At 65.3% G+C, this 22,321-nt stretch carries 17 protein-coding genes; 9 read left to right on the forward strand and 8 right to left on the reverse strand.

All coding sequences use genetic code 11. From position 1 onward, the window contains the following. Positions 1 to 211 precede the first annotated feature (211 nt). Positions 212 to 2,905 carry a TonB-dependent receptor gene (locus tag FHS69_RS12715; protein WP_166778006.1) on the reverse strand — a complete coding sequence of 898 codons (2,694 nt, stop codon included), beginning with the start codon at positions 2,903 to 2,905 and terminating at the stop codon, positions 212 to 214. Between the two features lie 260 nt (positions 2,906 to 3,165). On the opposite strand from FHS69_RS12715, the gene typA reads away from it, so the two are divergent. Next, a complete protein-coding gene (gene typA / locus FHS69_RS12720) occupies positions 3,166 to 4,986 on the forward strand; it encodes a translational GTPase TypA (RefSeq protein WP_166778007.1) in 1,821 nt (606 codons plus the stop codon). Positions 4,987 to 5,057: 71 nt separating this feature from the next. On the opposite strand, the gene FHS69_RS12725 is transcribed toward typA, so the two are convergent. Then, positions 5,058 to 5,903 carry an outer membrane protein gene (locus tag FHS69_RS12725; protein ID WP_166778008.1) on the reverse strand — a complete coding sequence of 282 codons (846 nt, stop codon included), beginning with the start codon at positions 5,901 to 5,903 and terminating at the stop codon, positions 5,058 to 5,060. Positions 5,904 to 6,105: 202 nt separating this feature from the next. On the opposite strand from FHS69_RS12725, the gene putP reads away from it, so the two are divergent. The 4 genes from putP to FHS69_RS12745 all read left to right on the forward strand — a co-directional run bounded on the left by putP (position 6,106) and on the right by FHS69_RS12745 (position 10,542). After that, positions 6,106 to 7,587 carry a sodium/proline symporter PutP gene (gene putP, locus FHS69_RS12730; protein WP_166778009.1) on the forward strand — a complete coding sequence of 494 codons (1,482 nt, stop codon included), beginning with the start codon at positions 6,106 to 6,108 and terminating at the stop codon, positions 7,585 to 7,587. 41 nt (positions 7,588 to 7,628) lie between these two features. Next, positions 7,629 to 9,425 carry a gamma-glutamyltransferase gene (gene ggt / locus FHS69_RS12735; protein WP_166778010.1) on the forward strand — a complete coding sequence of 599 codons (1,797 nt, stop codon included), beginning with the start codon at positions 7,629 to 7,631 and terminating at the stop codon, positions 9,423 to 9,425. A 24-nt stretch (positions 9,426 to 9,449) separates the two neighbouring features. Beyond that, positions 9,450 to 9,821 carry a VOC family protein gene (locus tag FHS69_RS12740; protein WP_166778011.1) on the forward strand — a complete coding sequence of 124 codons (372 nt, stop codon included), beginning with the start codon at positions 9,450 to 9,452 and terminating at the stop codon, positions 9,819 to 9,821. 91 nt (positions 9,822 to 9,912) lie between these two features. After that, positions 9,913 to 10,542, forward strand: coding sequence for an extensin family protein (locus FHS69_RS12745; RefSeq protein WP_341801799.1), 630 nt, complete (start codon positions 9,913 to 9,915; stop codon positions 10,540 to 10,542). A 21-nt stretch (positions 10,543 to 10,563) separates the two neighbouring features. On the opposite strand, the gene FHS69_RS12750 is transcribed toward FHS69_RS12745, so the two are convergent. Continuing rightward, entirely contained in the window at positions 10,564 to 11,328 is a 765-nt protein-coding gene (locus FHS69_RS12750) for an esterase/lipase family protein (RefSeq protein WP_166778013.1), read from the reverse strand. A 56-nt stretch (positions 11,329 to 11,384) separates the two neighbouring features. After that, the gene (locus tag FHS69_RS12755; RefSeq protein ID WP_063506403.1) at positions 11,385 to 11,930 is read right to left on the reverse strand and encodes a DUF3617 domain-containing protein; all 546 of its coding nucleotides are present in this window, start codon (positions 11,928 to 11,930) and stop codon (positions 11,385 to 11,387) included. Positions 11,931 to 12,028: 98 nt separating this feature from the next. Here FHS69_RS12755 and uvrB point away from each other — a divergent pair, with 98 nt between their 5' ends. The 3 genes from uvrB (at position 12,029) to FHS69_RS12770 (ending at position 16,446) form a co-directional block, all read left to right on the forward strand. After that, the gene (gene uvrB / locus FHS69_RS12760) at positions 12,029 to 14,224 is read left to right on the forward strand and encodes an excinuclease ABC subunit UvrB (RefSeq protein ID WP_067463899.1); all 2,196 of its coding nucleotides are present in this window, start codon (positions 12,029 to 12,031) and stop codon (positions 14,222 to 14,224) included. A 67-nt stretch (positions 14,225 to 14,291) separates the two neighbouring features. Then, positions 14,292 to 15,803 (forward strand): S10 family peptidase, encoded by a 1,512-nt coding sequence (locus FHS69_RS12765; protein ID WP_425128229.1) that lies wholly within the window; start codon positions 14,292 to 14,294, stop codon positions 15,801 to 15,803. Positions 15,804 to 15,858: 55 nt separating this feature from the next. Further along, positions 15,859 to 16,446, forward strand: a complete 588-nt coding sequence (locus tag FHS69_RS12770) for a hypothetical protein (protein ID WP_166778014.1) — start codon at positions 15,859 to 15,861, stop codon at positions 16,444 to 16,446. Here the strand turns inward: FHS69_RS12770 and FHS69_RS12775 are convergent. Next, entirely contained in the window at positions 16,400 to 18,499 is a 2,100-nt protein-coding gene (locus FHS69_RS12775; RefSeq protein WP_341801792.1) for a protein-disulfide reductase DsbD family protein, read from the reverse strand. The genes FHS69_RS12770 and FHS69_RS12775 overlap by 47 nt on opposite strands. A gap of 25 nt (positions 18,500 to 18,524) precedes the next feature. On the opposite strand from FHS69_RS12775, the gene FHS69_RS12780 reads away from it, so the two are divergent. Then, positions 18,525 to 19,739 carry an FAD-dependent monooxygenase gene (locus tag FHS69_RS12780; RefSeq protein ID WP_166778015.1) on the forward strand — a complete coding sequence of 405 codons (1,215 nt, stop codon included), beginning with the start codon at positions 18,525 to 18,527 and terminating at the stop codon, positions 19,737 to 19,739. Between the two features lie 3 nt (positions 19,740 to 19,742). Here FHS69_RS12780 and FHS69_RS12785 read toward each other — a convergent pair whose 3' ends face one another. Genes FHS69_RS12785 through hemC form a run of 3 tightly spaced genes read right to left on the reverse strand, consistent with a single transcriptional unit; the run spans position 19,743 to position 22,292 of the window. Beyond that, on the reverse strand, positions 19,743 to 20,630 hold the full coding sequence (locus FHS69_RS12785) for an MICOS complex subunit MIC60 (RefSeq protein WP_067463884.1): 888 nt from the start codon (positions 20,628 to 20,630) through the stop codon (positions 19,743 to 19,745). Positions 20,631 to 20,673: 43 nt separating this feature from the next. Further along, the gene (locus FHS69_RS12790; RefSeq protein ID WP_243844660.1) at positions 20,674 to 21,366 is read right to left on the reverse strand and encodes a uroporphyrinogen-III synthase; all 693 of its coding nucleotides are present in this window, start codon (positions 21,364 to 21,366) and stop codon (positions 20,674 to 20,676) included. Next, positions 21,363 to 22,292 carry a hydroxymethylbilane synthase gene (gene hemC, locus FHS69_RS12795; RefSeq protein ID WP_166778016.1) on the reverse strand — a complete coding sequence of 310 codons (930 nt, stop codon included), beginning with the start codon at positions 22,290 to 22,292 and terminating at the stop codon, positions 21,363 to 21,365. Before hemC ends, FHS69_RS12790 begins: the two co-directional genes overlap by 4 nt. Positions 22,293 to 22,321 lie beyond the last annotated feature (29 nt).

A 22,321-nucleotide genomic window follows, 5' to 3' on the forward strand; every position in this document is an offset into this window, starting at 1 on the left:
CTGTTCGATAATAGGGCATCCCAATCTCGCACACCGAGGCTCCATTCGCTTGCAGACGGGCCGATAATGTCGGCGCGCCGCTGCCGATGCCCATGTGCCATGAGCACCTGCCGACACGGTACTATATCCGGCAGAGTGCCCAACGCCGCGATCAGGCAAAGAAAAAGGGGAGCCGAAGCCCCCCTTCCCCTTTTCGCTATGTCGCTGCCGATCAGAAGCGGAAGCGCGCGGCCACGCCGTAGGTGCGCGGCTGGTTCGGGTAACCCGAGATCGCCTGGCCCTGCGCCACGGCCGGGAAGACCGTGGTGAGGTAACGGTCGTCGAGCAGGTTGCGTGCCCAGACGCTGAGTTCCAGACCCATGTCGAAGGCATAGGTGAACGACGCGTTGAGGTTGTTCACTTCACGCTTGTAGGCAGCCGCCGCAGCGCGCGCCGGGCCGAAGTCGCGAGCGCCGGTTGCCGGATCGACCACGATGAAGTTGGTCAGGCCGTTCACCATCTGCACGGGCGACGAATAGGCGAAATCGCCGCGCAGGATGATGCGATCGCCCCGCGAATTGATTTCCTTGTTGTACTGCGCGCCGAGCACCGCCGACAGTTCGGGGACGCCGGCAACCGGTTCGCCCGAAAGGTCGCCGACCGGCGATGCGACGAAGCTGTCGTACTGGGCATCGAGATAGGTCATCGCGACGCTCAGCGTCAGCGAATCGCTGGCGTAGAACTGGCCGTCGAACTCGACCCCGAAGGTTTCCTGCTTGCCGGCATTCGACAGGATGAACGAGGTACCGGTGAAGGTGTTCGCCTGGAAATCCTCGATCGACTGCTGGAAGAAGGTCAGATTGGCAGCCGCACGGCTCCAATTGCCCTTGATCCCGACTTCGTAGACTTCCGAGTTCTCTGCATTGGCGAAGCGGGTACCGGGGCGCAGGTTGGTGACTGCAAGTCCCTGCGCCTGCAGCGCGGCGAAGTCGGCCGGAAGCGGACGGCTGTCGCGCGACAGGTTGAAGCTCGGGGCCTTGTAGCCGGTCGCCCAGCTCGCATAGACGTTGAGCGTCGGCGTGACTTCATAGGCCAGACGGACGTTCCAGCTCCAGTCGTCGTCGTCGGTCGAGCAGTCTTCCACCGCGTTCGGGCAGTTCTGCAGCGGCGGCAGGAACTGGAACGGGGTGAGCGCGAGCAGCGAGTTGACCGCCGGATCGGTGTCGTTGGCGTCGGCGAAGGCCTGAACGCCTGCCGAAACCTGTGCGAAGGCTGCCGGGTTGGCACCGGCGAAGGCGCCGATTTCAGCCTGCGTGGCGGGACGACCAAGGCTGAGCAGCGAACCGACCTGCGTGGCGAGGCCCTGCGCGAAGATCGCGGTGTTGCCCGAAGCGACCAGATCGATGTTCGAGAACACGTCGGTGCTCGTCGAGTTGGTCACGATCTGCTTCTTGTCCTTGGTGTAGTTGGCACCAAGCGTGAGGACGAGGCGATCGGTGATCTCGAAATCGACGTTACCGAAGATCGAGAAGGCTTCGTTGTCCTGCACGATGTTGTTGAAGAAGCCCTGGCCGGCAGCGAAGAACTGACCGGTGTAGTCGGTGCCGTTGAGCGCCGAGAGCGTGGCTTCGAGCGTGTCGACGGTCTGCGTGCCGCCGGTCGCGCCCTGCAGCAGCAGGTTGGCGAAGGGGCGGAAGCCGTTGCCGTAGACGATCTGGTCCGACGTATCGACTTGCTCGTCGAAGTAGTAGCCGCCGACGAGGAAGTTGAGCGGGCCGTCGAAGTCCGAAGCGATCCGCAGTTCCTGCGTGAAGGTGTCGATGTCGGCATCGCCGATGTTCGCACCGCTCACCGCGTCGAGGCTGGTGAAGTCGACGTCCTGGTCGGCCGCCAGCTTGGTCTTGCGATAGGCAGTGATCGAGGTCAGCGTCAGCGCGCCGAATTCGTAGTCGATCTGGCCCGAGATGCCGTAGTTCTCGACTTCGTTGATCGGGTCGACATCGGTGAAGACCACGTCGCCGTCAGGGTTGTTGCGGAAGTCGTTGACCTGGCCGCCGAGCAGCTGGATTGCACCGATTTCGGCCGAGGGCGCCACGTTGAGAACGCCGCAGCAACGCTCTTCGATCTTGTCGTAATCGCCGATCACGCGGACGCGCAGCGGGCCGCCATTGTCGAACAGCAGCTGGCCACGGGTGAACCAGCGATCGCGGTCGTTGATATCTTCGCCATTGGCGCCGTTGGTCAGGAAGCCGTCACGCTTGTTGATGCCGCCGCCGGCGCTGAAAGCGACCGAATCGCTGATCGGGCCGGTGACGAAGCCCTTGACGACCATCGCGTCGTAATTGCCGTAGCTGGCTTCGACCATGCCGCCGAAGTCGAACTGCGGTTCCTTGGTCACGATCGAGATCACGCCCGCACTGGCGTTCTTGCCGAACAGAGTCGACTGCGGACCGCGCAGGACTTCGACGCGCTGGATGTCGGGCAGATCGGAGATCTGCGATACCGCACGGCTGCGGTAGACGCCATCGACGAACATCGCGACCGACGGTTCGAGACCGATGTTGTTGCCGTCGGTGCCGAAGCCGCGGACCGAATAGCTGGTCGCGAACGAGCTCTGGTTCTGGCTCACCTGCAGCGAGGGAACGACGGTGGCGAGGTCGGAGACGTCGCGGATCTGCGCCTGTTCGATCGTTTCCGCGCTGGTCACGCTGACTGCCACAGGGGTTTCCTGCAGCGTCTGTTCGCGCTTGGTCGCGGTCACGACGATGACATTGCTGTTGACCGGTGCCTCGACGCCGGCGCCTTCGTCGTCGAAGTCGGCATCGGTGTCCTGCGCCTGCGCGGCGGCAGGCAGGGCCAGTGCAGCAGCACCGGCAAGCAGGCTCGTACGAACGGTCGCAGCGCGGCCGAAAGTATTGAATTTCATGAAAGGTCCTCTTCTCTCAAGACGGTTTTTGGTCTGGTCTGCTGCGCAGTCCCCAAAAACACGCAAGCTGCGGCCCGATACCAGAGTTGCCGCACCTCTCAAGGGTTTAGCTCAGTAGTTTCCCGCTCTCGCGGCGACTGTGCCTTTCGCGTTACACCGCAACATCTTGCCGCAATGCACCATCTGAGCTAGGGGCGCGCCCGAAACGCGTCGGGCCCCCATGCGTTGACGCTACGGCCCCCTAATCGAAAGCACATTCCATGTCCCGCGACCTGCGCAACGTGGCGATCATCGCCCACGTCGACCACGGCAAGACCACTCTCGTCGACCAGCTATTCCGCCAATCGGGCACCTTCCGCGAAAACCAGCGCGTCGAAGAGCGCGCGATGGATTCGAACGACCTGGAAAAGGAGCGCGGAATCACGATTCTCGCCAAGTGCACCAGCGTCGAATGGAACGGCACGCGCATCAACATCGTCGACACGCCGGGCCACGCCGACTTCGGCGCCGAGGTCGAGCGGATCCTCAGCATGGTCGACGGCGTCATCCTGCTGGTCGACAGCGCCGAAGGCCCGATGCCGCAGACCAAGTTCGTCACCGGCAAGGCGCTGGCGCTGGGCCTGCGCCCGATCGTGGTGGTCAACAAGATCGACCGCGGCGATGCCCGCCCGCAGGCAGTGCTCGACGAAGTGTTCGACCTGTTCGCCAGCCTCGATGCGAATGACGACCAGCTCGATTTCCCGAGCCTGTGGGCGTCCGGCCGCGACGGTTATGCCAGCGACGACGAGCACGCGCGCGAGGGCAACCTCGAACCGCTGTTCAAGCTGATCGTGGATCACGTCCCCGCCCCCGGGCTCGACACCGAGGCGCCGTTCAGCTTCCTCGCCACGCTGCTCGATCGCGACAATTTCATGGGCCGCGTGCTCACCGGACGCGTCCAGTCGGGCAAGCTCAACGTCAACGACCCGATCCATGCACTCGACGCGGACGGCAATGTCATCGAAGTCGGTCGTGCGACCAAGCTGCTGTCGTTCGACGGGCTCGACCGCGTACCGGTCGATAACGCCGAAGCGGGCGACATCATCGCGCTAGCGGGCCTCGAGAAGGCGACCGTGTCCAACACCATCGCCGATCCGGCGGTAAAGACGCCGATCGAAGCGCAGCCGATCGATCCGCCGACGCTGGCCATGCAGTTCTCGGTCAACGACAGCCCGCTTGCCGGGCGCGAAGGTTCCAAGGTCACCAGCCGCATGATCCGCGATCGCCTGTATCGCGAAGCTGAAACCAATGTCGCGATCCGCATCACCGAAAGCGCCGACAAGGACAGCTTCGAAGTCGCCGGTCGCGGCGAGTTGCAGCTCGGCGTGCTCATCGAGACGATGCGCCGCGAAGGCTTCGAACTGGGCATCAGCCGCCCGCGCGTGCTGTTCCGCACCGAAGACGGCCAGAAGATGGAGCCGTTCGAGACCGTCGTCATCGACGTCGACGACGAACATTCGGGTACGGTCGTCGAGAAGATGCAGCGCCGCAAGGCCGAGCTGACCGAAATGCGCCCCTCGGGCCAGGGCAAGACCCGCATCACCTTCTCCGCACCCTCGCGCGGGCTGATCGGTTATCACGGCGAATTCCTGTCGGATACGCGCGGCACCGGGATTATGAACCGCCTGTTCGAGAAATACGACACCTATCGCGGGCCGATCGAAGGGCGCCAGAACGGCGTGCTGATCTCGATGGTCCCGGGTGAAGCGGTACCCTATGCGCTCAATGCGCTGGAGGAACGCGGAGAGCTGTTCATCCGTGGTGGTGCCAAGATCTACGAAGGTATGATCATCGGCGAGAACGCCAAGCCCGACGACCTCGAAGTCAATCCGATGAAGTCGAAGCAGCTGACCAACTTCCGCTCGACCGGCAAGGATGACGCCATCCGCTTAACCCCGCCGCGGGTCATGACGCTGGAACAGGCGATCGCCTATATCGACGATGACGAAATGGTCGAGGTGACGCCCGAGAACATTCGCCTGCGCAAGGCGATCCTCGATCCGCACGAGCGCAAGCGCGCCAAGCGTGCGTCACAGGGCTGATCGGCACCTGACCCTGATACAAGAAGGGCCACCCGCGAGGGTGGCCCTTTTCGTTTGGCTAGCGCCGCCGCTCAAAAGCGGAAGTTGAGCGTCGTGCGGACCGAGTGGATGTCGAGGTTCGGATCCGAGGGACGCAGGCGCGTTTCACCCGAGTCGAGCAGGAACGGATTGGTCGCCGGGGCGGTGCCGGCACCGACCAGCACATAGGCATCGTCGTCGTCGTAGCGCGAGTAGAGATATTCGAGGCCGAGCGAGATGTTGTCGGTCAGGTAGAGTTCGCCGCCCGCACCGATCTGGCCGCCAAGCTGCCAGTCGTCATCGTCAGTCATGGTGAAGGAATTGGCGGTGTTGGTGGTGACGAAATCATGGTCGATATCGGCATAGGCGACGCCGCCCGTCACGTAGAGCAGCCCGCGTCCGCTACCCGGCGAGACACCGAGACGGCCACGCAGCGCGACCGATTTGTCGATGCCGCGAACGAAGGTGTAGCTGGCCGGGGTGGTGCTGAAGCCGGTCGAATATTCTTCCGATTCCGACAGCGCGCCCTCGACCAGCAGGCCGGCGACGATCGGGCCATCGCCGATGCGCTGGTCGAAACCGATGCGCGCGCCATAACCGAAGCGCGACTTGTCGTCGCTGCAGCCGGCATTCGCCTGTGCGCCATTCGCAATACCGTTACAATATCCCGGGCCGAATGCATCTGCGCCTGTGGTGGTGGCGACCACGTCGCCATATTCGCCATCGCCATCGGTGTCGAAGACGATGCCTTCGCCCGCGCTGTCGTCGATTCCGTCGAGCCCGAAGTGCCCGCCGACATAGAAGCCGTCAAAGAACTCGGGTTCGGCATCCTGCGCAAAAGCAGGCTGAGCGAGAGCGCCCGCGAGAATCGCGGTTGCCAGATATGTCGATTTTTTCATTGGAAATCCTGTGACTTGCGTTGACCCTGTTGCGGGGTATGACGCTTGGCGAAGCAAGCCGTTCCACCGGGGCCACACGAAACGCCAAAACTGTCGCAAGTTTGTCACAGGCGGGGCGGTGGCAGGTTTGCAGACCAGGGTGCGGCGGTGCGTTCGGGGGCCGCGGTGGCCAGAGCAACATGCATCTGTTAGGGGCACGGCCATGCAGACGGGAACACTGATTTCACTCGCCTTGTACTTCATTCTGATGATCGGGATCGGCTTGTGGGCGTGGAAGCGCTCGACCGATACCAGCGAAGGCTATCTCCTTGCCGGGCGTAACCTGCCTCCATCGGTTGCCGCGCTGAGCGCGGGCGCTTCGGACATGAGCGGCTGGCTGCTGCTCGGCTTGCCGGGCGCGCTTTATGCCAGCGGGCTGGTCGAGGCCTGGATCGGTATCGGCCTGTTCCTCGGTGCGCTGGCCAACTGGTTCATCGTCGCGCCGCGTCTGCGCGCGCAGACCGAAAGCTACGGGAATGCGCTGACGATCCCCGAATTCCTTGCCAACCGCTTCCCCGACAAGGCCGTCGCGCTGCGCGTCGTGTCGGCGCTGATCGTGGTGGTGTTCTTCGCGGTCTACACCGCCGCGGGCCTCGTGGGCGGCGGCAAACTGTTCGAAACGAGCTTCGCCAGCCTGTTCGGCGACGTCGGGATGAGCGACTATATGCTCGGCATCTGGATCACCGCGCTGGTGGTGCTCGCCTATACGATGGTGGGCGGCTTCCTCGCGGTCAGCCTGACCGATTTCGTCCAGGGCCTGATCATGGCCGTCGCGCTGGTCGTCATGCCGCTGGTGGTGATGTTCGGCGAAGGCGGGAGCGCGGGCGGTTCGCTGACCGATGTTCCCGTCGACGGTTTTCTCAGCCTGACCAACGGACTCACGCTTCTTGGCTTCATCAGCGCCGTCACCTGGGGGCTTGGCTATTTCGGCCAGCCGCACATCATCGTGCGCTTCATGGCGATCGACACGGTCGAGAAGGTGCGCCCGGCGCGCAATATCGGCATGACCTGGATGGGCGTCGCCCTGCTCGGTTCGATCGGCATCGGCATCGCCGGGCGCGCTTATGCGCAGCGCAACGGCATCGTGGTGGAAGATCCCGAGACGATCTTCATCGTGCTTGCCAACCTGCTGTTCCACCCGCTGATCACGGGCTTCCTGCTGGCCGCGCTGCTCGCCGCGATCATGTCGACCATCAGTTCGCAATTGCTGGTGGCATCGAGCTCGCTCACCGAGGATTTCTACAAGCTGTTCTTCCGCCGCAACGCTTCCGAGCGCGAGAGCGTCAATGTCGGCCGGATTTGCGTGGCACTCGTGGCCTTTGCTGCCATCGTCATCGCCAGCGATCCCGAAAGCCAGGTGCTGGGCCTCGTCTCCAACGCCTGGGCGGGCTTCGGCGCCGCCTTCGGTCCGCTCATCATCCTCTCGCTGACTTGGGACCGCATGACCGGCGCCGGCGCGGTGGCGGGTCTTGTCACGGGTGCCGCCGTGGTGATGGCGTGGATCGCGCTGGGCTGGAATTCGGCGCTGCCGGGCATGGAGCAGGGCCTGTATGAAATCGTCCCCGGTTTCATCGCTGCCTGGCTGGCTATCGTGTTGGTCAGCAAGGCAACTGCCGGAACCAGCGAGCGCCCCTTGCCAGCCTGACGCGCATTCGTCACACCGTCTCACACATTCAGGAGACGGACATGCGAGCATTCATGGCGGGCGTTGCAGCCCTCGCCCTCACTGCCACCCCGGCCAGCGCGCAGGAGGCGGCGGAGCAGCCCTCGGTCGAGGCGCAGATCGGGGGCGGCGGCCGGCCGGTCGGCGCGAACTGGGCGCGCAGCCCGGTAATCGCGCAGCATGGCATGGCCGCGACCGCGCATCCCCTCGCGACGCAGATCGCGCTCGACGTGCTCAAGGATGGCGGCAATGCGGTGGACGCGGCGATTGCCGCCAATGCCGCGCTGGGCCTGATGGAGCCGACCGGCAACGGCATCGGCGGCGACCTGTTCGCCATCATCTACGATCCCGCGACGGGCGAATTGCACGGCATCAACGGATCGGGGCGCTCGCCCGCGAACCAGACGCTCGATCAATTACTCGAGAAACTCGACGGCGCCGAGGCGTTGCCACCCTATGGTGCGCTGCCGATCACGGTGCCCGGAACGGTCGATGCGTGGTTCGCCATGCACGAACGCTTCGGCAAGCGCAGCATGGCCGACAACCTCGCCCCGACCGTGCGCTATGCCCGCGAAGGCCATCCGATCGCACCGGTCATCGGCATGTATCTGGCGCGCGCGCTCAGGGCCTATTCGGCGCGCGAGGACGAATTCGACTTCAGCAATGCCCGCAAGGTCTGGTTCGCCGATGGAGCGGCGCCCGAAGTTGGGGAGATATTCACCAATCCGGACCTCGCCGATACGCTCGAGACGATCGGGCGCGACGGCCGCGACGCCTTCTACGACGGCGCGATGACCGATAGCATGGTCGATTACCTGCAGGCAAAGGGCAGCGCCTTCACGCGCGCAGATTTTGCCGCTCACCGCAGCGAATGGGTCGAGCCCGCCTGTGTGGGCTACAAGGATGGCTATGAACTGTGCGAGCTGCCGCCAAATTCGCAGGGTTTTGCAGCGCTGCAAATGGTCAACATCCTCAAGAATGTCGACCTGTCGCAATGGCAGCGCGGTAGCGCGGAAGCCCTGCACTACATGGTCGAAGCGAAACGCCTCGCCTATGCCGACGTCGCGCGATTCTATGCCGATCCCGCTTTCGCCGCTCTGCCCGAGGAACTTCTGACCGACGCCTATGGCGCGGACCGTTTCGAACTGATCGATCCCGCCAAGGCCACGCCCGAGTTCGCACCGGGCCAAATCGAGATTGCGCCTGAGCTGGAGGGTGAAGGCGACACCACCTATCTTACCGTGGTCGATGGCGACGGCATGATGGTTAGCCTGATCCAGTCGAACTATCGTGGCATGGGTGGCGGGCTGGTCGCGCCGGGAACGGGCTTCATGTTCCAGGACCGCGGCGAACTGTTCAGCCTCGATCCGGCGCATCCCAATGCTTACGAACCCGCCAAGCGGCCCTTCCACACCATCATTCCGGCCTTCGTGAAGAAGGACGGCAAGCCGTTCATGACGCTGGGCCTGATGGGCGGCGGCATGCAGCCGCAGGGCCATGTGCAGGTGCTGGTCAACATCGTCGATTACGGCATGAACCTGCAGGAAGCTGGCGATGCCGCGCGCTTCAACCACGATGGCGGACGCCAACCCACCGAGGCACTCGAAGGACCTGCGGCAGATCCGCTCGGCACGCTCTACGTCGAACCGGGCATCTCAGAAGCAACGATCGAGCAATTGCGCACGATGGGGCACAAGGTCGAAGTGGTCGACAACGGCATCATGTTCGGCGGCTACCAGGCGATTACGCGCGATCCGGATACGGGCGTCCTCACCGGCGCGACCGAGATGCGCAAGGATGGACAGGCAGCAGGTTATTGAGGGTCGCCTGACAAGGAGAGCGACATGGCGAAGGTAACCGGACTAGGAGGGGTCTTCTACGTGGTGAAGGACCCCGCCGCGACACGCGCGTGGTATCGCGATGTGCTGGGATTGGACGGCGAGTACGGACCGCAATTGAACTGGTCGGAAGAGACCGGCGACAAGCCCTATTCGCTTATCAGCCACTTCGCCGATGACGAATATGTCAAACCGGGACGCGGGGGTTTCATGATCAATTTGCGCGTCGACGATTGCGACGCGATGGTCGCGGCGTTGAAGGCCAAGGGGGTCGAGGTGCTCGGCCATGTCGATGAAGGCTACGGCAAGTTCGCCTGGATCCTCGATCCCGACGGGGTGAAGATCGAGCTGTGGGAACAGCGCGAATCGCCCGACTGACCGTCGGCGCGCATCGTTAGCGCCCTGTTAACCACACCGCTGCATAGTGGCGGTCATGCGACCGCATCCCGCCACCACTCTCCTCCTCCTGATGCTGGCGGGATGCGGCGTAGTACCCGGCTCGCAACCGGCAGAGCGCGGTGTGAGGCAAGCGGGTTCCCCCGCCGTCAGCGCGACGAGGCCCGAAGCGCGGCAATGCCATGCGCAATTGGGCCAATCGGGCTCCCGCTTCGCTCCCCTGCCCGACAAATTCTATGGCGCCGGCTGTTCGACTGTGAACAGCGTGCGGATCGAGGGCCTCGGCGGAGACCGCGGCGAATTCGCCGTTTCCAATCTGGGCGCAGTCGCGTGCCCGCTGGCCACCAGCTTCGCCGATTGGGCGCGTTATGGCGTCGACCGCGCCGCACGCCAGATCCTCGGCAGCCCGCTGCAGAAGATCGAGACGATGGGCAGTTATTCCTGCCGCAATGTCGCGGGCACGGCGCGGCGCAGCGCGCATTCGCGCGGCGAGGCGATCGATGTCGCAGCCTTCGTGCTGTCTGACGGGCGGCGAATTTCGGTGCTGTCGGACTGGAACGCATCACCCAGGGAACGCGAATTCCTGCGTGTCATCCATAAGAGCGCGTGCAAGCGTTTCGGGACGGTCCTCGGCCCCGATTACAACCGCGCGCATCACGATCATTTCCATCTCGAATACGGCAAGGGCAGCTACTGCCGCTAGCCTGGCGCTGGTGCCGCTCGTTCAGCGATCCAATTCGGACAACACCGCGGCGACCGCTTCATTGGTCAGCACAAAACCCATGTGCGAACAGCGCAGCGGCACTGCCCGGTCGCGTTCGTCGGGCCGACCACAGGCGGCGCGCGGGTGCACCACGCCATCGCGCGGGCTCCAGAAGGCCACGGTCTCCACCGGCGGCTTCTCGTGCAGCACGGTGTCGATCTCGGGCTCGTCGACGCGGTGGCCCGCGATCGCCTGATAGGCTCGCCAGCCATTGTTGGCACGCGGGCTGTAGGAAAAGGGCGAACCCATGGTGATCACCTTGGCGACCTTGTCGGGATGCTTCTTCGCCAGTTCGCGAGCCATGACCCCGCCCAGGCTCCACCCAACCAGATGGATCGGCTCGCCCGAGCGGCGGTAAAGATCGACCAACCGTTCTTCCACCCGACGGAAGCGCGCCTCGGTTGCTCCGAGATTGTAGCCAAGGCCCCATTTCTTGGTGACGTGACCGGCCTTCTCGAGCTTGCGCGCCATCCAGCGCATGCGGATCGGGTGCGCGCCGAACCCCGGCAACAGCATCACCGTCTTGGGGCGCGCGGCCTGCGCGATCTCGAGCGGCTTGCCCAGCGCCCGGCGAACCGGTTCGAGCGGCCACAGAAATTCACGCAGCAGCAATTGCCAGCGAGGGCCGCGGGCATCGTCGGAGCACGGCTCGGCCGCCAGCGCCCAGCGCCGGGCCAGTTCCTCGCGATCGATGAGTGCGGTGTCTTTAAAAGGTAACGTTGCCATCACGGTGTAATAATGCACCGCGGACGATTTAGCTCCCCTCAAAGCGCCTCGGTCTTCTAAGCGTCACAGTCGCCGATGCGTTCCTGCGAGCTGTTCATCGTCATCGTCATGGTCTGCCCGCCGGGGGCCTCGGCATCCATCGTCATGGTCATTTCCGACGACGTTTCGCCGCCCCGGCCCTTCATGGTCATCCGTGCGGCGCCCTGCCCTTCGACTTCGCAATTCATGATCGCATCGATCTGCCCGCCCGCAGCGTCGAACTTCTCGAAGCTGCAATCGTCGCCGTCTTCCTGCGCCTGCCGCGCCATTTCCTCGAAGCCCTTCTCGGCCTCTTCGGCGGTGAGGCAGTATTCATGCGTCTGCGGGCCCTGGTCGAGCATCCCGCGCATCATGTCCTGCACCTGCTGCGGCGCGCCCGGCAGTTCGACATCGACGAATTCGACCGTGGCGCGATACTGGCCGGGAAGCGGGCGAACCATGTCTGCGGTCTGCGCAGCGGCTTCTTCCATGCTGATCTCGCCATCGCCGTCGGCATCGGCGGTCCCGCCTCCGCAAGCGGCGAGTGTGAAGCTGGCGGCAGCGGCGAACACGATATGGCGCATGGAAAATCCCTCCTACTGGTCGGCCGCGAAGCTAGCAGCCGGACCGCGCGAGGCAAGCACCGTTGCACCCGTCACCCGCGTTCCCCATATGTGCGCGCATGAGCGAACTCGTTATCCGCCGCGGCCTCGAAGAACCCGATACCACTGGCGAGTTCGTCCCGCACAAGCCCGCCCGGCCCGAAAAATCGATGCCGGGAAAGAAGTTCAAGCTGGTCAGCGAATACACGCCATCGGGCGACCAGCCGACCGCCATCGCCGAACTCACCGCAGGTGCGCGCGACGACGAACAGACGCAGGTACTGCTGGGCGTGACCGGCTCGGGCAAGACCTTCACCATGGCCAAGGTGATCGAGGAACTGCAGCGCCCGGCGCTGATCCTCGCCCCCAACAAGATCCTCGCCGCGCAGCTCTATGGCGAATTCAAGAGCTTCTTCCCCGAGAACGCCGTCGAATATTTCGTCAGCTACTACGACTATTACCAGCCCGAGGCCTACGTCCCGCGGTCCGACACCTATATCGAGAAGGAAAGCTCGGTGAACGAGGCGATCGACCGGATGCGCCACTCGGCCACGCGCGCGCTGCTCGAACGCGACGACGTGATCATCGTCGCTTCGGTATCCTGCCTCTACGGTATCGGCTCGGTCGAAACCTATTCGGCGATGATCTTCGACATCAAGAAGGATACCGCCGTCGACCAGCGCGAGCTGATCCGCAAGCTCGTGGCATTGCAATACAAGCGCAACGATGCCGCCTTCGCGCGAGGCAACTTCCGCGTCCGCGGCGACAATCTGGAGATCTTCCCCAGCCACTATGAAGACATGGCGTGGCGAGTCAGCTTCTTTGGTGACGAGATCGAGGAAATCAGCGAATTCGACCCGCTGACTGGCAAGAAGGGCGCCAGCCTCGACAAGGTGCGCGTCTACGCCAATTCGCACTACGTCACGCCCGGCCCGACGATGAAACAGGCGAGCGAGGCGATCAAGTTCGAGTTGCAGGAGCGGCTCAAGGAACTGCACGAGGAAGGCCGCCTGCTCGAAGCGCAGCGGCTTGAGCAGCGGACCAATTTCGATCTCGAGATGATCGCCGCGACCGGATCCTGCGCGGGAATCGAGAATTACAGCCGCTTCCTCACCGGTCGGCTGCCGGGCGAGCCACCGCCGACGCTGTTCGAATATCTGCCCGAGAACGCGCTGCTGTTCGTCGACGAGAGCCACCAGACAGTGCCGCAGATCGGCGCGATGGCGCGCGGCGACCACCGTCGCAAGATCACGCTGGCCGAATACGGTTTCCGCCTGCCCAGCTGCATCGACAACCGCCCGTTGCGCTTCAACGAATGGGACGCGATGCGTCCGCAGACCTTCGCGGTCTCGGCCACGCCGGGCACGTGGGAAATGGAACAGACCGGCGGCGTCTTTGCCGAACAGGTCATCCGCCCCACCGGGCTGATCGACCCGCCGGTGGAGATCAAGCCGGTCGAGGACCAGGTCCAGGACTGCATCGAGGAATGCAAGGCCACCGCCGCCAAGGGTTATCGCACGCTGGTTACCACGCTGACCAAGCGGATGGCCGAAGACCTCACCGAATTCATGCACGAAGCTGGCGTGAAGGTCCGCTACATGCACTCCGACGTGGAGACGCTGGAGCGTATCGAGCTTATCCGCGACCTGCGGCTGGGCGTGTATGACGTGCTGATCGGGATCAACCTGCTGCGCGAGGGGCTCGATATTCCCGAGTGCGGACTGGTGTGCATCCTCGATGCCGACAAGGAAGGCTTCCTGCGCAGCGAAACCAGCCTGATCCAGACGATCGGGCGCGCGGCGCGCAACGTCGATGGCCGCGTGATACTCTATGCCGACCGCATGACGGGTTCGATGGAGCGCGCGATCGCCGAAACCGATCGCCGCCGCGAGAAGCAGCAGGCCTATAACGAGGAACACGGCATCACGCCGCAGACGATCCGCCGCCAGATCGCCGACATCGTCGCCGACACCGCGAGCCAGGATGGCGTCACCGTCGATACGGGCGACGACGAGCGCAACAATCTCGTCGGCCACAATCTGCGCGCCTATATCGAGGATCTCGAGAAACGCATGCGCGCCGCCGCTGCCGATCTCGAATTCGAGGAAGCCGGCCGCCTGCGTGACGAGATCCGTCGGCTCGAGAATGACGAACTCGGCCTGGGCGAGGAAGAGAAGAAGGCACCCAGGGTCGGTCGCAGCGATGCGGGGCGGCCGGGCACGCGCAAGACCCGCTATGGCAAGACGCGGTACAAGCGGATGGGCGGCAAACCCTGATCGACGGACGTATTTGACGCCCCGCGTACGGCACGGTCATACAGGGCGCCAAAGGGGACCGAAGATCATGAAAACCAGCCGAATTCTCACCGGCCTTCTGGCTACGGGCGCGATGCTGATGCTGCCGCAGCCAGCCGCTGCACAGGACGATACAGATGCGAAGGCTCAGCCAGCCGCCGTGGAGATCGAATCGCAGGTACGCAGTCGCGACATGGTGGGCACCTTCGGTGGACAGCGCGTTTCCTATCGCGCGACGATCGCGGAAACCGTGCTGGAATCGGACGACGGCAAGCCCGAAGCGGTCGTGGTCACCACCAGTTACGTCAAGCAGCCGCGCGATGCCACGCGTCCGGTTTTCTTCCTGTTCAATGGCGGGCCGGGTTCGGGTTCGGTCTGGCTGCAGATGGGTGCGTTCGGGCCCAAGCGTGTCGCGATCCCCTCCGACGCGCGCGACGACGGCGCCCCGCCCTATCCGCTGCTCGATAATCCCGACAGCCTGCTCGATGTCGCCGACCTCGTCTTCATCGACCCGCCGGGCACCGGCTTCAGCTATCTGACCAAGGGCACCGATCCCAAGAAATACTACGGGCTGGAGCAGGATGCCGAAGCCGTGGCCAAGGTCATTCGCCTGTGGCTTAACGACAACGGCCGCTGGAACAGCCCCAAGTACCTTGGGGGCGAAAGCTATGGCACGACGCGCACCGCCATGGTCGCGCGCGAGCTCGAAGGCGGGACCTATAACGACGTGGGCCTCAACGGGCTGATCCTGATCTCGACGATCCTCGACTTCGCCGGACGCGAACCCACGCCCGGCAACGAGATGGCCTATGTCGTCACGCTGCCCAACATGGCGGCGGCGGCCTATTATCACGGCAAGGTGCAGGCTCCGTCGGTCGCGGCGATCGTCGAGGAAGCGCGGCAGTTTGCCATCGGCCCCTTCATCACCGCCTTGCTCAAGGGGCAGGATCTGCCCGACGCCGAACGCGCCGCGGTGCGCGCCGAAATGGCACGGCTGACCGGCCTCTCCGAACGCTATCTCGACCAAGCCGACCTGCGCGTAACATCGCAGCGTTTCTACAAGGAACTGTTGCGCGATCGCGGGCTGACCATCGGGCGGCTCGACGCGCGCTACACCGGGCGCGATTTCGACAATGCGGGCGAATATCCCGACAACGATCCCAGCTTCTACGGTATCGACGCGGGCTACACGGCGGCGATCAACAGCTGGGCGCGCGAAACGCTGGGCTTCGAGACGCCGCGCGAATACCAGTCGATCGGGCGCGAGCCGGGTCGCCACTGGCAATGGTCCACCGGTCAGGGCCGCGGCGCCTATCTCAACGTAGCGCCTTATATCGGACAGGCGATGCGGCAAAACTCGCAGTTGCGCGTGTTCAACGCGCAGGGGTATTACGATTTTGCCACGCCCTTCTTCGGCGCGGAATATTCGCTCAATCGCATGGGCATCCCGCAGGACCGTGTGGAGCTGCATTATTACGATGCGGGCCACATGATGTATGTCCGCGACGAAGACCGCGCCAAGCTTTCGCGCGATATCCGAGCCTTTATCCGCAACCGTTGAGGATTGTCGCATCGCGCGCGCTTGAATGGCGTCACACCTGTGTCATAGCGCGCGCATGCGTCGCGTCCTCGCTCTCCTCCCATTGCTTGCCATCGCGGCCTGCAAGCCGCCGGCATCGGACGACTATATCGAGCGGACGCGGATCGAAGCGCCTGCCGAAGGACCTTCCGAACCGATCGATTCACCCGATACGCAGGACGCGATCTGGGCGCCGGCAAGCGAGAACACCCGCCTGCTCTACGGCGTGCCGGGCGAACGCCCATTGTTCGCGGTCGAGTGCCTGAGTGAGGGCGGCGAACCTATGCTTGGCTATACGCGGTTCGCGCGTGCGGATGCGCATGCCAAGGCGGTTCTGGCGCTGATCGGCAACGGCCATGTCGCGCGGCTCAAGATCGATGCGGCACAGGTCGGCGACGTGTGGCGCTGGGAAGGCGCGATCGAAGCCGCAGACGAGCGGCTCGACGTGCTGACCGGCAATCGCGAGGTCGAAGCGACCGTGCCCGGTGCGGGCAGCGTCATTCTCAATCCCAGTGCATTGCCCGGAGAACTGGTCGAACGCTGCCGCGCGCTTGGTGAGCCGCTCGGCGGAGAACCCGCTATGGCTCCGACGCCCGCGCCTTCCGCACCAGCAGATCCGGCGTAAGCACCTGCGGCAACTGCTCGGCCTCGCCGCCGGGCGCGTACCACAGATAGAGCGGTACGCCCGCCGCCCCCTGCCGCGTCAGCATGCGGCTGATTTCCTCGTTGGGCTGCGTCCAGTCGCCGCGCAAGGCGACGACACCCGCTTCGGCGAAGGCGGCGCGGGTCGTCTCGCGTTCGATCGCCACGCTTTCATTGACCTTGCAGGTGACGCACCAGTCCGCGGTAAACCAGACGAACACGGGGCGTCCCGTGGCGCGTGCTTCCGCCAGCGCTGTCTCGCTGTATTCGCCCGGGTCGAGCAGGCTCGCCTGCCCGCTCATGGCTTGCGCCTGCGGCTGCGGCAGCAAGGCCATGCCCAGCCCCACCACGGCGATCAGCGCGCCGAAGATGACAAGTGCCCCGCCTCTCCCGCGGCGCTGGAACAGGCCGAGCAGCGCCAGCCCGAACAGCGCCAGTCCGCCGAGCGCGAGGACGAGCACAAGGAATTGCCCGCCGCCGATCCGCCAGACGAGCCAGCCCAGCGCCAGCGCGGTCAACCCCATCGGCAGCGCCATCCAGCGGCGGAAGCGTTCCATCCATGCGCCCGGCCTCGGCAGCAGCCGCCGGATTGCGGGGACGAAGCCGACCAACAGGAAGGGCAGCGCCAGCCCCGCCCCGAGCGCAACGAAGACCAATAGTCCATGCAGCGGTTCGATGACCAGCGCCGCGCCCAGCGCCAGCGCCATGAATGGTCCGGTACAGGGCGTTGCCACGAATGCGGCGAGCAAGCCGGTGCCGAAGGACCCGCCACGCGAGGGCGATCCACCCGAGATCGCGAAGCCCGGTATCTCGAACAGGCCGAGGAAATTGGCAGTGATCGCCAGCGCCAGCACGAACAGGCCGACCACCACCAGCGGCTCCTGCAACTGAAAGGCCCATCCCACCTGCTCACCCGCCGCGCGCAGCAGCAGGATCGCCCCGCCCAGCGCCGCGCAGGCAAGCACAACGCCCGCAGTATAGGCGAGCGCATCGATGCGCGCTGCACGTGCATCACCGCCCGCCTTGGCAAGCGAGAGCGCCTTGAGGCTTAGGATGGGAAAGACGCAGGGCATGATGTTGAGCACCAGCCCCCCGGCCAGCGCGGCGAGGAGCAATTGCCACAAGACCGGTTCACCGCCGCCCGATAGCGGCGCCGCTCCTTCGAGCGGAACGTCACCGGGTTGCGCGACGAAGCGCAGCCCGCGCCCTTCGCCGAGGTCGAGTATACCCTCGACGGTCTCTGGACGGGGCGGGACATCGCTTTGCACGCCGGGTGGCAGCGCGATCCGTTCGAGCGGAATTTCGGCGACCAGCAAATCGCCATCACGGCGGAAGGTCTGCGTCGCGGTGTAAAGCGGCTTGTCACTGCCCCCCAATTCCGCCGTGCCGAGAAACAGATGCGGCGAGCCGAGGCGGACTGCAGCGGGCAGCGGGATGCCGATCCGCAGCCGATCGCCGGCGAATTCGAACTGCGCTTCGCTGTCGAGCGGCGGCACCACCGCGGCGCGCCAGCCATCGAAGCGAGGGTCTGCCTGCGCATCTCCGAGCTCGAGTACCAGCCGCGCCTGCTGCGGGACGCAGATCGCATCGGTGCAAGCGAGGTAGTTCGCCACTACCCCGATCCGCTGGGCGTCCTCGGCATCGACGCCCGCAGGCACGCTGACCGGCACGAGCACTGCATAGGCGCCTTCGTAGACATGGTTCATCAGCCCGCCGATGACCAGCCGCTGCGGCAACGGATAAAGCGGGTCTCCCGCGCTCCAGCCCGCGGGCAGGTCCCACACGAGCTGCATGCCAAGCCCCGCATCGCCCGGGTTCGACCAATAGCCGTGCCATTCGGGGGTGGAGGGCCGGAAATGCAGCGCGAGCATCCAGCGCTCTCCGGATTGCGGCGCGCCCTCGGCGACCAGTTCGACCGGCATCCGCTCGCTGCCCGGCCCCTGCGCGGAAAGCGGCGCAGCCACAGGTCCGGCAAAGGCCAGTACCAGCAGCGCCAGCAAAGCGGCGAAGCGTTCCATTATCCTTGCCTCGGTCACGCCGCAGGCTCTAGGGATTGGCCCCATGACAGACAAGCGAGACCTGCTGATCCTGGGCGGCGGCCTGGTGGGCATGACCTTGGCGCTGGCAGCGGCGAAGAAGGGGCTTTCGAGCCATCTCGTCGACCGTGCCGATCCCGCCAGCCTGACCGCGGACGGCTTCGACGGCCGCGCATCGGCGATCTCGACCGCGAGCTGGCGCCTGTTCCGCCATGTCGGGCTCGAAGAAACGCTCGAACCGCATGGGTGCGACATCGCTGCGATCGCCGTGCTCGACCAGATGAAGCGCGGGCGGCTCGATTTCCGGCCCGAACCGCATGAGGGCACGCTGGGGCGGATGTTCGCCAATCGCCAGCTACGGCTTGCGCTGCACGAAGCGGCAAAGAAGGAACCGCTGATCAGCTGGCACGCGCCGGTAGAGGTATTGTCGCGCGACCGCAGCGAGTTCGGCGTTTCGGCAACGCTGGGCGATGGCACTGTGCTCGAGGCCGCGCTGATGATCGGCGCGGAAGGGCGCGGTTCGCCCAGCCGCGAGGAAGCCGGGTTCAAGATGGCCAGCTGGGATTACAGCCACCGCGCAATGATCACGGGGCTCGACCACAGCAAGTCGCACGAAAACATCGCCTGGGAAATCTTCTATCCCGACGGCCCCTTCGCGCTGCTGCCGATGCTCGATGGTCCCGATGGCCAGCATCGCAGCGCGCTGGTGTGGACGGTCGACGAAAAGGACGCGGCGGGTGTGCTCAAGCTTTCCGATCGCGCCTTCCTTGCCGAAGTGCACAAGCGCATGGGCGACCTGCTCGGCGAATTGACGCTCAACAGCAGCCGTTCGTCCTACCCGCTCAGCTTCCAGCATACCGCAAAGATCGTCGAACACCGGCTTGCGCTGGTCGGCGACAGCGCGCACGGCATGCACCCGATCGCGGGTCAGGGCCTCAACCTCGGGCTACGCGACGTCGGCGCGCTGGTCGAAGTCCTCGACGAGGCGCTGCGGCTCGGGCTGGATCTGGGCGACGCGCAGGTGCTCGCCAAATACGAGAAATGGCGTGCGCTCGATTCGCTGATGGTGATGGGCGCGACCGACAGCCTGACGCGCATCTTCGGCATTCCGGGCAAGACCGCCAGCGCCGTGCGCCGGCTGGGCATGGCGGGCATCCAGCGCACAAGCTGGCTCAAGGCATTCTTCATGAACGAGGCCCGCGGCGTCTCGGGCGACCTGCCCGAACTGCTCAAGGCCTGAGGATCAGCTTTCCTCGGCCGGGCTCGGCTGTTCGATGCGATTGCCCGCGCCATCGCGCAGGCGACGCGGTTCGAGCACCGCCGCGGTTTCGATGAGGTCCAGCGCACGCTGCGCGGCGGCGTAGCGTTCGGCATCGCGCAGCCATCCCTCCGCCCGGTCGGCGCCGGGCAGGTTGCGCACTTCGGCGATTGCCGAATCCGTGCGTCCGCTCTCGAGGAACAGCCGCGCCCGGTCGAGCCGGCGCTGCGGCTGCGGCGAGGGTGCGCTTTCGCGGCGGACCACGAACAATTGCGACAGTTCTTCGGTGAAGCGGGCGAAACCGTCCTGTTCGCTGGCCTTCGCCAGCCGCGGCGAAAGCCCTTCGAGCCGCGCGATCAGCTGGTCGAGCGTGATCGGATCGCGGCTGGTGCGGATGATCGTATCGACCGCATTGGGCATGGCGTCGCCGAACCGCAACCGCAACTGGTCCGCAAGATAGCCGAGTTCGGCCCCCTTTTCGAGCGCGCGGCGCGTGGCGAAAGCGATCAGCAGGCCCTCGGCCCGCGCGGTGTTGCCCGCTGCCGCCTGCGCCTGAAGGTCGAGCCGCGCGAGCCGCTGCTCCGCCGCCGCCAGCCGCGTGTCGAGCCCGCCCTGCTGTTCGGCGACCCGCTCGACCGCATCGCGCGCCGCCTGGCTGGCGGTCGCACTGGGTGTCGGCGAAGGATCTGCCGTGGGGCTCGCCAGCGAGACCGGATCCTCGTCCGCCGGGGCTGCAACCGGTTCGGCCCCCTCCGACAGCGTGTAGACCGCATAGCCGGCGACCGCGCCGCCGAGCAGGAAACTCGCCAGCACCGCGATCAACATTGGTCTTGCCGAAGGCGTCTTGCGCCTTGTGCTGGAATAAGTGTTCATCGATTTCTTTCCGCGACCCAATGACCCGTCATGCGGGTCCCGCCTATCCCTCGGGATCGGTTTTACACAAAGCCTGCGCCAATGCCAGTAGCTCGCTGTCGCCCGGGGCGTCGGCAGTGTGGACCGCCCCCCAGCCCTCGCCCGCCATCTCAGCCACCCGCGGGCCGATCACGGCCAGGTCGACACGCGCGCGATCCAGCCCGTGCCGGTCGAACTCGACCTTGACCCGCTCGGCAGCGGCTCCGGAATGCAGCGCCACGACCCCGCCCCGTGCGAGCAGCGCGCAATCCTCCTTACGCAGCCCGTCGGGTACCGCCCGGTAAAGGATGCGCGTGTCGACGCGGATACCGTCGGGCAGCCGCAGAGTAACGCGATCCTCGCCCGCCAGCCGCAGGAGGTGCAATTCGCGCCCGTCGAGATCGTCGAGCAGGTTCTGCAAACCGCCGCGGCCCGTCCGCCCGACCAGGAACCCCGCTCGGCGCGCTGCGTCGGCGGTTGCCTCGCCCACCGCGTGGATGGGCAGCTTGGTCAGCTTATCCAGCTTCTTGCCGCCGTGGCGGAAGACATTGGCGCTGCCCACGAGAATGCCGTCGTAATCCGTTGGCGAAGGCGCATCCCATGGCACCGGCTCGATCGTGAACAGCGGCGAGCCATGGACGTCTAGCCCCATCGCGCGCGCGGTTTGCGCGCTGACCGACCAGCCCGGTTCGGGGCGGAACAGGAACAGAGGTTTCAACTCGTGTATCCGAAGTGCTCGGTCACCGCCGCGGGCGCGCGGGCGAGCAGATCACGGGCCAGTTCGAGCGGCGCGATACGGTCGCCCGCGGTAAATTCGCTTTCGCCGCCGATGCGGACCTTTCCATCGGGGCTGAAGATCGCGGCGGTCAGTCTGATCCGGTCGCCCTGCGTAAGTGTAAGCGCGGCGATTGGACTGCTGCACGATCCGCCCAGCCCTTCGAGCAGGCGGCGTTCGGCGGCTACTTCGGCGTGGCTGGGCGCATCGTCGATCGCGGCGAGGATGTCGCGCACGCGTGTGTCGGCGCTGCGGCACTCGATCCCGATCGCGGCCTGCGCCGGTGCGGGCAGCCATTCCGCCGGATCCAACCGGATCCCGATGTCGTCTTCGCCCAGCCGGTCGAGCCCGGCCGCGGCGAGGAAGGTGGCATCGGCCTCGCCCGCGGCGAGCTTTCCCATCCGCGTGGCGACATTCCCGCGAATGCCGACAACTTCGAGATCGGAACGGGCATGCAGCAGTTGCGCGGCACGCCGCGGGGCGCTGGTGCCGACGCGCGCGCCTGCAGGAATAGCCGCGATCGTGTCTGCACCAAGCAGCCGGTCCGCCTTGTCCGCACGCGGCAGGATCGCCGCAATCGCAATTTCCTCGGGCCGCAGCGTTTCGACATCCTTCATCGAATGCACCGCGGCATCGATACGATCTTCCAGGAGCCACTGATCGAGCTCGCGGGTCCACAATGCCTTGCCGCCGATCTCCGCCAGCGGGCGGTCCTGGATGCGGTCGCCGCTGGCGACCACGGGAACCAGTTCGACCGCCGATTCGTCCCAGCCATGCGCTGCGCACAACCGCGCGCGCGCCTCGTGCGCCTGCGCCATGGCAAGCGGGGAGCGACGGGTTCCGAGGCGAATGAGGGGCGTGTCGGGCATAGGGTCGGCTTGCCCTAGCGAGCCATGGC

Source organism: Qipengyuania flava (genome assembly GCF_011762005.1).
GTDB classification, from domain to species: Bacteria; Pseudomonadota; Alphaproteobacteria; order Sphingomonadales; family Sphingomonadaceae; genus Qipengyuania; species Qipengyuania flava.

Coding starts and splice junctions, on each gene's coding strand:
- FHS69_RS12770 (WP_166778014.1), top strand. CDS start 15,859: ATGCGTCGCGTCCTCGCTCTCCTCCCATTGCTTGCCATCGCGGCCTGC.
- FHS69_RS12765 (WP_425128229.1), top strand. CDS start 14,292: ATGAAAACCAGCCGAATTCTCACCGGCCTTCTGGCTACGGGCGCGATG.
- FHS69_RS12745 (WP_341801799.1), top strand. CDS start 9,913: ATGCTGGCGGGATGCGGCGTAGTACCCGGCTCGCAACCGGCAGAGCGC.
- hemC (WP_166778016.1), bottom strand. CDS start 22,292: ATGCCCGACACGCCCCTCATTCGCCTCGGAACCCGTCGCTCCCCGCTT.
- FHS69_RS12740 (WP_166778011.1), top strand. CDS start 9,450: ATGGCGAAGGTAACCGGACTAGGAGGGGTCTTCTACGTGGTGAAGGAC.
- FHS69_RS12725 (WP_166778008.1), bottom strand. CDS start 5,903: ATGAAAAAATCGACATATCTGGCAACCGCGATTCTCGCGGGCGCTCTC.
- uvrB (WP_067463899.1), top strand. CDS start 12,029: ATGAGCGAACTCGTTATCCGCCGCGGCCTCGAAGAACCCGATACCACT.
- ggt (WP_166778010.1), top strand. CDS start 7,629: ATGCGAGCATTCATGGCGGGCGTTGCAGCCCTCGCCCTCACTGCCACC.
- FHS69_RS12750 (WP_166778013.1), bottom strand. CDS start 11,328: ATGGCAACGTTACCTTTTAAAGACACCGCACTCATCGATCGCGAGGAA.
- FHS69_RS12780 (WP_166778015.1), top strand. CDS start 18,525: ATGACAGACAAGCGAGACCTGCTGATCCTGGGCGGCGGCCTGGTGGGC.
- FHS69_RS12785 (WP_067463884.1), bottom strand. CDS start 20,630: ATGAACACTTATTCCAGCACAAGGCGCAAGACGCCTTCGGCAAGACCA.
- FHS69_RS12715 (WP_166778006.1), bottom strand. CDS start 2,905: ATGAAATTCAATACTTTCGGCCGCGCTGCGACCGTTCGTACGAGCCTG.
- typA (WP_166778007.1), top strand. CDS start 3,166: ATGTCCCGCGACCTGCGCAACGTGGCGATCATCGCCCACGTCGACCAC.
- putP (WP_166778009.1), top strand. CDS start 6,106: ATGCAGACGGGAACACTGATTTCACTCGCCTTGTACTTCATTCTGATG.
- FHS69_RS12755 (WP_063506403.1), bottom strand. CDS start 11,930: ATGCGCCATATCGTGTTCGCCGCTGCCGCCAGCTTCACACTCGCCGCT.